Genomic DNA, 13,105 nt, shown 5'->3' on the forward strand with positions numbered 1-13,105 from the left:
TTTTTCCCTTTGAATGGTATTCAGGTTCAATCTATTTCATTCGTTACAACGGCAGCAGCCGCACCTTGTCTGTGGAGCGCAGCTGCTCCACCATCGCATGCCAGGCGACAGGCTTATCTTCGAGTACCGTATAGTAGCGGGTCAGGAAGTCGGCCACCAGCGCTGCCTCTACCGTCTCCTGTCCTTCCTGTCCGGGCATGAAGCAGAGGTCCAGCCCGGTTACAGCCTCACCGTCACCCTGCCAGGACGGGTGTACATAAGGGAAATCAAGCCGTTCATAACCGAGGTGGGACAACACCTCACGGCGGACAAACGGGTCCATCGGCTTAACGCCGCCAAATCCGAAATTCTCCACCCGGTATGGATCGTAGATTTCCGCAAACATGCCGTACAGCTCTTTGCCGTTGTCTGCTGCAAGCTTCTTCAGATCCTTCAGCCGGCTCTTGGCCAGAAAACGCCCGATTCCCAGGCCTTCACGGCCGATTACAGTGAAGTCGGTCATTGCCACGTTCCAGTCCGGATAGTAACGGTATTCGGTAGTCCCGACAACGGTACCTTCATGGACAGCTGCGAATACCCGGATTCCCTGATCCTCCAGCGGCTCCTTCCACAGGCTGTATTCCAGCACCTCTTCAGGCGGGAATACCTCACTCAGCAGATTATGTACTTGTCTGAACAACGGATCAGAAAGGCTCGTAATTCTTACATATTCCATACTAGAATCTCCTCCGGTACTCTGATTGGGTTCTGCCTTTAGCCAGTCTTTTCTATAAAAAGGGATTCCGCCATTCCATCAGTGCGGCGTAATTGCAGGACTCCTCATCCTCCAGGTAGTCTGCTGTCACACCAAGCGGCGACCGTCCGCAGCGCAGCAGGAACGTTATGACCGGATCAGCCAGCTGCCCGCCGATAACCTCAGCAAGGTACGCCTGCGCCGACAGGCGGGAAGCCTCTTTATGATAACCAGGCATTCTTCCCGCACCCAGCAGCCGTTCCAGCTTCTGCTCCACAACCACATGATACAGTGACTGCACCAGCTCCTTGCCCAGTCCCAGCTTGCGGAATTTAGGGCGTACGCAGAGATCCGCAATGTACAGCGTATTGCCGTCAGGCTGATGCGTAGTGAGGTATCCGTCCGCTGTTACTTCAGACCAGGTATGACCGTTATGCGCCGATTCTTCATTAAAATGAATTTTGAGGCCCGTGACCGAACCGGCCAGCTCCCCGTTCACTTCCGCACAAAGTGCCCCCTCCGGGAATCGCTCTACATGATTACGCAGCTGTTCGCGGTTCCATAGAAGCTCCGCGGGATAAGGGGGCGGAAAAGCTTCCGATTGTATCGTAATCAGCTCGCCGAAATCAGCCGCTGTGTAATTTCGGATAACCGCGGGAACGGGCGTTTTACCGTCAAAAGCAAAAAAGCTTTTATTATACATCTTTGCCTGACTCCTTTATGTCCAGTCTGTGTAGAGGTCCGTTCTCCGGTCGCGCCAGGTGGTCACTGACCCGCGCTCTCGCACCCGGTACAGCAGCTCCAGATCCAGATCGGCGGTTATGATCATGTCATCGTTAATCTCTCCTTCGGCCAGCAGCCCTTTTGGCGGAAAGGGAACATCATTAGGTGTGATCACAGCAGCCTGCCCAAAGTTCGCACGCATGAGATCAACAGTCGGCAGCGACCCGACGGTTCCTGTCAGCACAACGTAAATCTGATTTTCAATTGCACGCGCATGGCTGGTATAGCGTACCCGGTGGAACCCGTGGCGGTCATCCGTGCAGGAAGGACAAAAAATCACATCAGCCCCCTTGGCTCGGGCCATCCGCACAATTTCAGGAAACTCAATATCGTAGCAGGTCAGCATAGCGATGGTGCCTTTGTCCGTCTGAAATACTTCCAGACCCTCGCCCGCCCCCATATTCCAGCCCTCTACCTCAGCCGGGGTAATATGCAGCTTGGCCTGCTCAGCGATCCTGCCGTCAGGATAAAAGAGATGCGCCACATTATACAGCTTGCCTTCCCGCCGCAGCACATGGGTGCCTCCGATGATATGGACATTATACTTTCTGGCATAGCCGGAGAACATCTCCCGGTACTGCTCCGTAAACTGCGGCAGGCCTTCAATGCCCAGGGCATTTCCCTGTCCGTCCCCGATGGACATCAGCTGAGTCGTAAGGAACTCCGGAAACAGGATAAAGTCGGTGCTGAATTCCTCAGCGGTCTTAATATAATGCTCACACCGGGCGGCAAACTCCTCAAATGAGGTAATCGTATGCAAATGATACTGAACCGCGGATACGCGAAAGGCCACTCTGCATTCCTCCTAGCAATTGTCCACAGGCTCCGCAGATACGCGGCACGGTCCTGTTAAAGTAAATCAAATTTTATCATACTGGCAGCCAAAATCACACTCGGCGGGGAAACGTAAAAAGGCCCCTTTCCGGAAGATCGGCAAAATCTTGCGGAAAGGCAGCCTTATATTCTACTTGTCAGGATGATCCTATTAGGCTTCTATTGCTCATTTCCTTTAAAGGTAAACTTCTCGGTCCAGGTCATGCCCCCGTCGCTGGTGGCATAAAGGGAAGAGGTATTGGCGCCTCTGACAGCCATCCAGCCGGCTTTGCTGTCAGGGAAGGAGATGATTCCTTCATATCCGGCGATTGCCGGCAGGTTCGTAAACTGTTTGCCGCTATTCACTGTACGGCCGACAGCTACCTGTTCCCCCGCAGGCGAGAATCCAACCAGGAAAGCTGTGCTGCTGCCGGCCAGCTGCATATTCCCCGGCTTGCCGGACGCCGGCCCCTTCTTCAGCTGGGCTGAACCGCTGCCCGGTGCCGGCCCGCCGCCGGCAGTTTCCTGGGCAATTACACGTGTCCAGCTCTTTCCCTGATCTCCGCTGGCATACAGGGAATAGGAGGTCTGGGACATGCCTGAGCCTCCGTACAGAAGTGCATATACCTGGTCACCCTTCGCGTAAAGCTGTCCATATTCAGGGTACGCAAAAGCCGACTTAAGCGCCAGCTTCCAGGTCGCTCCGCCATCCGTAGTTTTCATAACCCGGTAGCCTTCGCCCGGTGCCACTACTACTGCCCAGCCGTTATTGCGGCTGGTAAACTCTGCACCGCGCGTGTTAGCCGGAGTCTTAATTTGGCTCCAGCTCCGCCCCCCGTCCTCCGTATAATACGTAAAAGCACGGACATATCCGAAGCCGTGCTTGCTGTCTGTAAAGCTGATCCGCTCGAAGCCGACCTGCGACTCTGAAATTCTTGTCCAGGTTGATCCGCCGTCAGCAGTACCGATAAGGTAGACCCCGTTCTGCTCCTGAACGGATGCTAACGCCCATCCATGCACATTGTCCGGGAAGGAGATCTGCCGGAAATTCCATTGGCCTTCATATATTTTCTGGAAATGGCCGCCGCCGTCCGATGTGCCGATCATAAAGCCTTTACCTGCAGCCCGTCCTGTATTTGCGCTGAGAAACGCCAGATCATTGAAGCTGAGCGGCGTATCTTCAGCAGCGAGGTGCTTGGCCTGCAGCTGCTGCAGCAGCCCGTGGTCTCCGGCGGCAGGCGCTGCCGCCTGTGCCGCCGGAGCAGCCATCCCCCAGGACGAGACTGTAAGCAGTCCGGCTGAGAGAAGCGTTAGTGCTGTTAAGTGTACTTTTTTAGTCCAATTCATGATGACACCTCCTGTGATATATATACCCTTTTGTATAAACACTACTCTGTTATACTCTCCGGCCGCAGTTCTATCTACCCCCGGAAGGTCACAAAAAGAAGACAATTTGGTTATCTCTCTGCTCCCGGCCTGAATATCTGCCATCTTCCTATCCCATAATGAAATTAACCGGCCGAAGCTTTTCTGAAATGCCAGCGCCGGCCGTTTCATATTCCCGAGGACAAGGAGCCCAAAGCCATGCCGCGCGATTTATCTAACCCGAAAGTCAAAAAACACCGGCTCCGCCGGCTGGCCCGGCTGCTGGCCGCCCTGACTATACTGCTGGTGCTCGCTGCCGGAGCACTGCTTGGCTACCTGTATAACAAACCGCTTCCGCCGGTCGGTGATGATATCCGCTCCCGGCTGCTGGATGCCAGAGGCAATGTGCTGGCCACCTTTACAACGGATGGACGCAGCCGCACTCCGGTTACGCTGGATAAAATCGCCCCCGAGCTGATCAAGGCTACTCTGGCCGTAGAGGACCGCAAATTTTTTGAGCACACCGGATTTGATCTAAAGGGTATGGCACGGGCTGTGCTGGCCAATCTGGAGACGGGTGAACGCTCCCAGGGGGCCAGCACACTTACACAGCAGCTCGCCCGTAATCTGTACCTTACCCATGAAAAAACCTGGACACGTAAGGCCAAGGAAGCCCTTTACACGATGCAGCTTGAGATGAAATACAGTAAAGACGAGATTCTAAACATGTATTTAAATGAGATTTATTACGGCCACGGTGCCTACGGGATCGAGGCTGCCTCACGCATGTATTTCGGCAAAGCGGCGGTAGACCTGAGCCTTGCAGAAAGTGCACTTCTGGCCGGCATTCCCAAGGGCCCGACGTATTATTCTCCATACACTAACCTGGACAATGCCAAGAAACGGCAGGGCATTATTTTATCCTCAATGATCCAGGTGGGTGATATTACAGCAGCACAGGCAGAGGAGGCTGCCAGAACTGTGCTCAGCTTCAAGCCGCAGGGCGAGAAGAATACCGTTGTGCTGGCCCCTTACTTCCGCGATTATGTGCGGGGGCTTGTCACCGATAAACTCGGGATCAGCAGCGATGAGCTGGAGCTGGGCGGACTGGATGTATACACCACGCTTGATCCCGATATGCAGCGGGCAGCCGAGGAGGCAATGGATAAGGGAATGGATTCCGCCAGTGAGCTGGAAACGGCGCTCGTCTCAATTGACCCGCGCACCGGTTATATCAAAGCAATGGTCGGGGGCAAGAATTACCGGGCCAATCAGTTCAATCATGCGCTTGCAACCACCCGCCAGCCCGGTTCATCCTTTAAGCCGATCATGTACCTGACCGCCCTGTCTACTAAAACAATGACCGGCCTGTCCGTCTTCAACAGCCAGCCCACCTTGTTCCATTACGACAATAACCGCAAAACGTACCAGCCTAAAAACTTCGGCGACAAGTATCTTGGCGAAATTAATATGCGCCAGGCCATTGCCGCTTCCGACAATATCTACGCCGTAAATACGATTATGAAAATCGGTGCAGACCAGGTCGCAGATATGGCAGCTAAGCTGGGTATCGGCAGTCCGCTGCAAAGCGTTCCTTCTCTTGCACTCGGCACGTCACCGGTCAGCCCGCTTGAGATGGCCTCCGCCTTCGCCGTAATCGGCGGCAGCGGCATCAGACAGCCGGTTACGGCCATTCTGAAGATTACTGATTCTAAGGGAAATCTGATCTACGAAGCCGCGCAGACTTCAGGGGAGCAGGTTGTCGAGCCTGCGGCTGCCTATGTGCTGACCCGGCTGATGGAAGGTGTCTTTGAGAGCGGGGGCACCGGTAACCGTGTAGCCTCCATTATCAAGCGCCCTGTAGCGGGCAAGACCGGAACCACAGACACCGACGGCTGGATGGTCGGCTTTACGCCCGAGCTGTCTACCGCAGTCTGGGTCGGGTATGATAAGGGCCGCGATATTGCCACAGCTGACGGAAGGCGGGCGGCGCCGATTTTTGCAGAGTTTACAGAAAAAGCCCTGTCCAATGTGCCGCCGAAGATTTTTCCGATTCCTGACGGAGTCGTGAGTGTCTACATTAATCCGGAGTCAGGCAAGCTGGCTACAGCCGCCTGCCCGGAGAAGGAGCTGGAGACCTTTATCAGCGGTACAGAGCCGACAGAATATTGTGATGAGCACAGCACCGGCGGGGATACTGCACCGGTTGAAGAGTCACCTGCTGATCCGGCCAAGGAAGAGCATTCCTTGTGGAGTGACATCAAGCGCTGGTGGCTGAACTAAGGCTGCTGTTGCAGCGAGCACAGCCCTGGGGTACGATGAGCCCATTAGCGGCAGGCCGCGCTTGCCGGGAAAGGTGCCCGACGGAAATGAACCATAACGAGAACAAACCCGTAAAAAAGCAGCTGATCGGGTCTGAGCTTTACAGCCTTCCGGCTCTGCAGGCAGCGCCGCTCCTCCTTGGCCGGCATCTGGTCCGGAGCACTGAGGACGGGGAGATCCGCTGCCGCATTGTGGAAACGGAGAGCTACGGAGGCGCGGAGGACAAGGGCAGCCACGCTTTCGGCGGACGCCGGACTGCAAGGACCGATGTAATGTTTCGCGAGGGCGGAACAATCTACATTTATCTGATATACGGTATGTATCATTGCCTAAATATTGTTACTGCCGGGGAAGGCGATCCGCATGCTGTACTGATACGGGCTGTTGAGCCTCTGACCGCTGCCGATGCCGGCTTCATGCGCAGTTACCGCGGTACTGCCGGGAGCACACCCCGCGGACTCTCGGGCGGGCCGGGCAAGCTGTGCCGGGCACTGCAGATCGATAAGCGCCTGAACGGGCTCAGGCTTGATCGTGCGGACAGCCCGCTGAGGCTGGAGCAGGGTGAAGAACCTGAATCCCTTGATATCGTCCAGTCCCCGCGTATCAATATTCCCTACGCTGAGGAGTATGCCCCGCTGCCCTGGCGTTTTTACCTGCGGAATAGCCCGTATGTCTCAGTTAAAGATAAGATGGAGCAGCCCTTTATATGGAGCTGACCTTCCAGTGTCATCCTTTGATTGTTTCGCTGCCGGTATTTTGGGTAAAAAGAATAGAACCCTAATAAGCCGCCTGCTCCGGATAACCGGAGCAGGCGGCTTCCCTTATGTAATTATCTGAGAATATACATATAAATGAATGCGCTTCCCCGTTCTCTAAACTTACAATTACTGCTATAATCGAATATATCCGCAAAAAAATATGAAGATGTAAATGAGGGACATGAGATGAAGGATACAGGCATGATCCGGAGTTTAGACAGTCTTGGCAGAATTGTGGTTCCCGTAGAAATCCGCATGACCCGCAACATCGACATCGGGGATCCGATCGAATTTTTCATTTTGAATGATGAGATTATTGTACTCCGGAAATACACCTCAACAGAATGCACATTTTGCCGGAGCCTGGACCACGTGACCTACTATAAAGATCAGTTCATCTGCAACACATGCCTCAAGGAGCTGGGCGACCCGGGACGCATTCCGGAGGCAGGCGAGTCTTTGCAGAATCCCGCGGAGGACAGTGCAGAACCGGCCGGCAGCCGCCGGACCAAGACCGAGGAGATGAGCCGGCGGCTGGAGAAGGCAATAGCCGAACACCCTTATGCCAACCAGAAGGAGCTCGCTGAAGTGCTTGGCATCAGCCAGGCCAGAGTAAGCCAGCTCAAGCGCAAGCTTAGCTCGTCCGGGAAATAGAAGTACCTGCCAGACATCCATGACCCCTCATGAAATATAATAAGGGCTTGAACCTTCTTCCTCTGAAGGTTCAAGCCCTTTTGTCCGTTGTCACCTTTCGCTGCTATTCTCCCAGAGCATCCTTAAGCTCATCGGAGGTAGCGGCCCACCAGTCGGCATTGTGCGAGATCAGCAGCGATTTCAGCGCAGCCTTCTCTGCCGCTCCCAGGCCCTCCAGAATAATCTTGCGCTTTAGGGCAGCATCCAGCTTGTTCACATGATCGGCAAGAATTTTCCAGCCCCGGCGCGCTGCGGAGTCAATCCACATTTCACAGGCGGTAATACCACCGTAAAGTTGTCCCTCAGGTGTACGGTCAACAGCAACCCAGACTACCCAGACCTGTCTTCCGTCCGGTACCTCATCACGGTTCATCGAGAATTTAATGCCCTTTTCCACCTTGCTTTTGGCATGCATGGCACCAATGTCGATAACGGCTTCACCGCCGTCGATAATGACCGGCGATACATTGTTAAGATCAATGGAGCCGGCTCCAAAGCCTTTATGCTTGCTTTTTGCGTTGACAATATTCAAGGCAATCTGCTTTTTGCCCTCCGGTTGTACGTTATCCACAAGTGCACATCCTTCCCTTTTACTATTCAAGATGAACTTGAGAATGCCAAAACCAACATTCTCAAGTTCACGTTCTACAATAATTTAATTTTAGCTAATAATGCGGCGATTGCAAACATATACATCCCGTAGATGCTTGTCACGGGAGGAATCACAGTATGAAGCCACTGTTATTAAGGTTCATGATCATCTCTGCGGCCCTGGCCGCCCTCATCCTGCTGGGAGGCTCCCTTTGGCTCCTGAGCGGGCACAGCCCTGCCGCCCGGACTGCCGCTGCCCCAAAAGAGGCCAAGTCCCCCTCCGCCGTGTCTCAGGCTAAGGCGGTGCAGCCTGATCTTCCCGAGAGCCAGCCTGTTCCGGTCTCTGAAGCCTTAAGCCAGCGGATAACCGAGTATCATATCAATGTACGGCTGGATACAGATGCCCGGACTCTGGAGGCTGCTGAGACGCTCACCTGGACTCATCCCGGCAGGAAGCCTGTACAAGAGCTCTATTTTCATCTCTATCCCAACGCTTTCGCTTCTGAAAAAACAACATTTATGAAGGAATCCGGCGGCGAGCTGCGCGGAGATGCGATGCCGGAGGACGGATTCGGCAGCATGACGATAACTGACCTGCGGACTGCTGACGGGGTATCCCTTATGCAGCGCATGCAGTATGTGCAGCCTGATGACGGAAATGTTCATGACCAGACTCTTGTAAAGGTGCATCTGCCGCAGCCGGTGAACGGCGGCGAGAGTGTGACACTCAAGATCCAGTTTGAGGTCAAGCTGCCTAAAATATTCGCCCGTATGGGGACTGCCGGGAATTTTGTAATGGCCGGGCAGTGGTTTCCCAAGCTGAGCGTATATGAGCCTGAAGGAACCAGAGGCGTTAAGGAGGAGGGCTGGAATCTTCACCAGTATCACGGCACTTCAGAGTTTTACAGCGATTTCGGCATCTACAATGTAACCATTTCTGTTCCCGAAGGCTATATCGTCGGTGCTACGGGTTTTCCGGTGAAAAGTGCCCAGATCAAGCAGGACAGGAAAATCTATCAGTTCTACGCCGATGATGTCCATGACTTTGCCTGGGCAGCCTCCCCTGATTTTGTCGTTGCCGAGGAGGCCTTCTCCGCGCCTAATGTTCCCGGTGTACGGATCAAGCTCTACCTGGACCCGCTGCACAAGGATCTGCAGGAACGGTATTTCCAGGCCGCCAAGGCTGCGCTTACCGCATTCAGCAAATGGTATGGGCCGTATCCATATTCCACCCTGTCAATCGTGGTCCCTCCCCGTGAAGGCAACGGTGCAGGAGGTATGGAGTATCCTACGCTGATCACGGCCTTCGGCGCAGCCGAAAGCTCTCCGGGTATGTCGCTTGAGCGTACTGTCATTCATGAGATCGGTCACCAGTACTTCTACGGAATGGTAGCAAACAATGAATTTGAAGAGGCATGGCTCGATGAAAGCTTCACGTCCTATGCGGAGGACCGGCTGATGGAGCAGGAATACGGAATAAGCTCCAGCAACAGCCTGCAGGCCAGTCTGGTATCTGCTCCTCAGCCGCTCAATCTGGAAACCTGGAAATATACGGCCGCTGAAGGCTATACCCGCAATGTATATATCCGCGGCAAGCTGGTGCTGAAGGATATCGAGCAGCAGGTCGGAACCAAAACCATGGATGCCATCATGCTCTCATACGCCCGTAAGTACAGATTCAAGCATCCCGCCACTGCTGATTTTCAGAAGGTTGTTGAAAAAGTAACCAAGCAGTCGTGGCAGGACTATTTTGACAAGTATGTATACAGCGGCGGAGCACCTGACTTCTCTGTAGATCTCATCACTACCGGCCCTGCTAAAAATAAGACTAATAACGAGGAAGCCCTTTATGAAGCTACGGTGGAGATAAGCAATAAAGGCAGCAGCTATGCCGATGTTCCGGTTAAGTTCACCTTCTCGGACGGTTATTCCGTACAGCAGTTCTGGAACGGGGAGCAGAAAACCACTGCCTTTCAGCTGTCCTATAAAGCTCCGCTTGCCTCGGTGGATATCGATCCCGGGCACTCCATACTTCTTGAGAGTAAGCACCTTAACAATTTCATGCTGGCTGAGCTTGCGCCGAAGACACTTTCGCGCTGGACGCTAAGTGTAACCAAACTGCTTGAAACTCTGCTCGGAACTCTAGTCTGGTGAGGTGAAGGATAGTGAAAAGAGCAATTTCCCGCAGCTGGATCAGCATGAAGGAGCAATTTTATATTCTGATTCTGCTGTTTATCTACCGGCTGCTCTGGGGCTATTTTTTGTACAGGTTTGTCAGGTCTGCCGTTATTCCCATGCTCCTGCGTTATCCCGACACACATGCCGGGGGCAGCGCTCTAGGCAGACTGCTGTATTATATCGAGGGCCAGGCTGCACTAAGCGGAGATCCTGCAGTTCAGCGCTGGCTCTGGCTCCTGCTGGCTCTGGCTCTGCTGCGGCTGCTGGTCTCCCCTTTGATCCGCGCCGGCCTGCTGCATGAGCTGCATCAGGAACGTAAAGGTGAACGCGGCCTGTTCTTTTTCCCGGGAATGAAGACTTACGGGCTTCCGGTATTTGTCTTCAGCCTGGCTGAATGGCTGCTCTCTGCGCTCCCGCTTTATTGGCTGCTGCCCAAGCTGTATTCACTGCTGTTAGGCGGGCTGCTGGATTATAAGCTGCTGCTGAGACTCCTCCCCTATCTGCTGGCCTGGATGCTCTACCTGTATATCATCCGTACGGCGCTGCTCTACATGCAATTCGGTTATACCGCAGGAACAGGCATGTTCTCCGGGCTGCTGGCATACCTAAGACTGCTTGCCCCTTCTACCGGGGCTTCAATCGTGCTTGGTGCGGGAGGACTGGTGACGTGGCTGCTGTGCGCTGTAACTGCACTATTCTATCCCGGCCTGCCTGCGCTGCTCTTCCGCCAGCTATCACCGCTCCCGTCCACCTTGTTCAAAATGTGGGGAATCGCCGCCCAATACCATCTGTGGAGCAGTAAAACATTTCCACAATAATTTTCCGCCAAAACGGCATATTAAAAGAGTCACTGCCCCTGATTCAGGGGTGTGGCTCTTTTGTCCGTAGCGATAAATTTACAGTGCATTTGCAAAACATTAAAACCTTTGATACAATGATGCCTGTACCGCTGGTAACAACTTTGTAATCTTTTGAAACTAAATCGACTAACTGTATGTACCTTATACACTTCAACATTGTTATTTAACAGTCACTGTTCTGGTGCATAAAACGCCAAATTCCCAGCACCGGGAAGTGGGGGAACCATATTTTGGGTGAATTGATCTCGCTTTAGAGGGGTCATAGGGGAACCTTCTACCGAATCCTTAAGCTAACCTCGCAGGCCTTGGAAGGAGTACATCTTTTGAAAAGTCACACATCATTTCGTACACATCTCAAAAAGAAATGCACCGCAGCAGCACTGGGTCTTGTGATGGTATTCACTATGGGCGCTACAAGCGTGTCAGCTGATTCCAAAATGGACGCCGTTATCTCCAAAACCATCGGAGTTTCGTACAAATCGGGAGGTACAAGCACTTCCGGCTTCGATTGTTCAGGTTTTACCAAATACGTATTTAAAAACGTCGGCCTCACCCTGCCCCGCACCTCTAAAGCGCAGTATAGTGTAGGAACGCCCGTTTCTAAAAGCAATCTGCGTGCCGGCGATCTTGTCTTCTTCAATACGCTGGGTAACGGAGTCTCCCATGTAGGTATTTATGTCGGTGACGGTAAATTCGCACAATCCTCAAGCTCAAAGGGTGTAACCATCAGTTCGCTGAGTCAGGCTTACTGGGCCAACCGCTACGTTGGCGCTAAACGCGTAATGAGCACAACAGCTTACCAGGCTGTCGCTTACGATTGAACTTCCCCTCACATATAACCTCTGACACATAATTGTAAATTATATCAGCCCGGACGTGATTATTGCCGTAATCATCTCCGGGTTGCTTCTTTTTTTCCTTATTATACCTTTTACACACTTCAAAGCGTGCTGAAACACCCTTCTTACTAAAAATTCCACATTTTTTCAGAAAAAAGCTTACTTTGCACGTAAATTTGAGTCTTTATATGCAGTTTTTTCTCTTAAATAACGTAAATATTATGCACTAATATGTTTTAAGTGATTGCCAACGGCCTCTGTCTTTGTTACAATTATCGCAGTGAGATTTTAGTAACATTTTTGTAATTATTCAACCGGGTTTTACAAACGTTTTGTCATAATGTTCTGCAAGCTAATCCTAATCAACAGTCGTGCCGAGTTCCCTTACGAAATAAGGGAAACGGGGGAACCGATTTTGGGTGAATTGACCTCCTATTCACAGAGGGGTCATAGGGGACCTTCAACCGAACCCTTAAGCTAACCTCGTAGGCATTTGGAAGGGGTATTTACTTTTGAAGAAGAAGTTAGCCGCCGCACTACTCAGTTTTTCTATTATGCTAACCATTGGAGCAGGAAGCGCTTTCGCCGATTCCAAAATGGATAAAGTCATCGATAAAGCCATCGGAACCAAATATGTTTCCGGCGGAGTATCGACTAACGGCTTTGATTGCTCCGGTTTCACAATGTACGTGTTTGATAAGATCGGCATTAACCTGCCGCATCAATCCGGCTCCCAATACCAGATGGGTACTGCGATTTCCCGTGATAATCTGCGGGAAGGCGATCTTGTATTCTTTAATACAAGCGGCCGCGGCGTATCCCATGTCGGCATTTATGTCGGTGACGGCAAATTCGCACATGCTTCAAGCTCAAAGGGCGTAACCATCAGCTCGCTGAGTGACAACTACTACGTCAACCGCTACGTTGGCGCCAAACGGATCATGAGCACAGATGCTTACCATGCAGTTGCAAGTGATGCCCAAGATAACGATGATGTTCAATAAGTAACGATAAGACAGGCGCTTTTCCAGGATTTTTGCCGAAATCTTGGAGGGCTCCTGTTTTTTTTGTCTATAAAATTACTTACCCCTTCCCTCATGCATAAAACAGCCTAAAACCCATTTTTCTGCGTTTTCATAAAATATTTTCGGCGGTTTGTCAAGTTTCTGC

The 13,105-nt window shown here is 52.5% G+C and carries 12 protein-coding genes and 2 riboswitches; of the genes, 7 read left to right on the forward strand and 5 right to left on the reverse strand.

What is annotated here, in order from left to right; translation table 11 throughout:
* Window positions 1-43: 43 nt before the first annotated feature.
* The 4 genes from BN3772_RS21270 to BN3772_RS21285 all read right to left on the reverse strand — a co-directional run bounded on the left by BN3772_RS21270 (window position 44) and on the right by BN3772_RS21285 (window position 3,676).
* A complete protein-coding gene (locus BN3772_RS21270) occupies window positions 44-715 on the reverse strand; it encodes a hypothetical protein (RefSeq protein WP_042202064.1) in 672 nt (223 codons plus the stop codon).
* Between the two features lie 52 nt (window positions 716-767).
* Window positions 768-1,436 carry a GNAT family N-acetyltransferase gene (locus tag BN3772_RS21275; RefSeq protein ID WP_042202065.1) on the reverse strand — a complete coding sequence of 223 codons (669 nt, stop codon included), beginning with the start codon at window positions 1,434-1,436 and terminating at the stop codon, window positions 768-770.
* 15 nt (window positions 1,437-1,451) lie between these two features.
* A complete protein-coding gene (locus BN3772_RS21280; RefSeq protein WP_042202067.1) occupies window positions 1,452-2,309 on the reverse strand; it encodes a carbon-nitrogen hydrolase family protein in 858 nt (285 codons plus the stop codon).
* A gap of 200 nt (window positions 2,310-2,509) precedes the next feature.
* Window positions 2,510-3,676, reverse strand: a complete 1,167-nt coding sequence (locus tag BN3772_RS21285) for a WD40/YVTN/BNR-like repeat-containing protein (protein ID WP_042202069.1) — start codon at window positions 3,674-3,676, stop codon at window positions 2,510-2,512.
* Window positions 3,677-3,913: 237 nt separating this feature from the next.
* On the opposite strand from BN3772_RS21285, the gene BN3772_RS21290 reads away from it, so the two are divergent.
* From BN3772_RS21290 to BN3772_RS21300, 3 genes are all read left to right on the forward strand, one after another.
* Window positions 3,914-5,977, forward strand: coding sequence for a transglycosylase domain-containing protein (locus BN3772_RS21290; protein ID WP_042202071.1), 2,064 nt, complete (start codon window positions 3,914-3,916; stop codon window positions 5,975-5,977).
* Between the two features lie 86 nt (window positions 5,978-6,063).
* Complete coding sequence (locus BN3772_RS21295; protein ID WP_042202073.1) at window positions 6,064-6,732, forward strand: DNA-3-methyladenine glycosylase; 669 nt, start codon at window positions 6,064-6,066, stop codon at window positions 6,730-6,732.
* Window positions 6,733-6,960: 228 nt separating this feature from the next.
* Window positions 6,961-7,428 (forward strand): AbrB/MazE/SpoVT family DNA-binding domain-containing protein, encoded by a 468-nt coding sequence (locus tag BN3772_RS21300; RefSeq protein ID WP_042202074.1) that lies wholly within the window; start codon window positions 6,961-6,963, stop codon window positions 7,426-7,428.
* A 103-nt stretch (window positions 7,429-7,531) separates the two neighbouring features.
* Here BN3772_RS21300 and BN3772_RS21305 read toward each other — a convergent pair whose 3' ends face one another.
* Window positions 7,532-8,038, reverse strand: coding sequence for a YwhD family protein (locus tag BN3772_RS21305; RefSeq protein WP_042202077.1), 507 nt, complete (start codon window positions 8,036-8,038; stop codon window positions 7,532-7,534).
* Between the two features lie 158 nt (window positions 8,039-8,196).
* Here BN3772_RS21305 and BN3772_RS21310 point away from each other — a divergent pair, with 158 nt between their 5' ends.
* From BN3772_RS21310 to BN3772_RS21325, 4 genes are all read left to right on the forward strand, one after another.
* Window positions 8,197-10,212 carry a M1 family metallopeptidase gene (locus BN3772_RS21310; RefSeq protein ID WP_042202080.1) on the forward strand — a complete coding sequence of 672 codons (2,016 nt, stop codon included), beginning with the start codon at window positions 8,197-8,199 and terminating at the stop codon, window positions 10,210-10,212.
* 11 nt (window positions 10,213-10,223) lie between these two features.
* The gene (locus BN3772_RS21315) at window positions 10,224-11,054 is read left to right on the forward strand and encodes a hypothetical protein (RefSeq protein WP_052380631.1); all 831 of its coding nucleotides are present in this window, start codon (window positions 10,224-10,226) and stop codon (window positions 11,052-11,054) included.
* Between the two features lie 223 nt (window positions 11,055-11,277).
* Window positions 11,278-11,416, forward strand: a riboswitch (cyclic di-AMP (ydaO/yuaA leader).
* Between the two features lie 72 nt (window positions 11,417-11,488).
* Window positions 11,489-11,917: a C40 family peptidase gene (locus tag BN3772_RS21320; protein WP_042202110.1), complete on the forward strand. Its 429-nt coding sequence runs from the start codon at window positions 11,489-11,491 to the stop codon at window positions 11,915-11,917.
* 380 nt (window positions 11,918-12,297) lie between these two features.
* A riboswitch (cyclic di-AMP (ydaO/yuaA leader) is annotated at window positions 12,298-12,442 on the forward strand.
* A 5-nt stretch (window positions 12,443-12,447) separates the two neighbouring features.
* Window positions 12,448-12,939 carry a C40 family peptidase gene (locus BN3772_RS21325; protein WP_042202082.1) on the forward strand — a complete coding sequence of 164 codons (492 nt, stop codon included), beginning with the start codon at window positions 12,448-12,450 and terminating at the stop codon, window positions 12,937-12,939.
* Window positions 12,940-13,105: the final 166 nt, after the last annotated feature.

The organism is Paenibacillus camerounensis, from assembly GCF_000723885.1.
GTDB classification, from domain to species: domain Bacteria; phylum Bacillota; class Bacilli; order Paenibacillales; family Paenibacillaceae; genus Paenibacillus_AQ; species Paenibacillus_AQ camerounensis.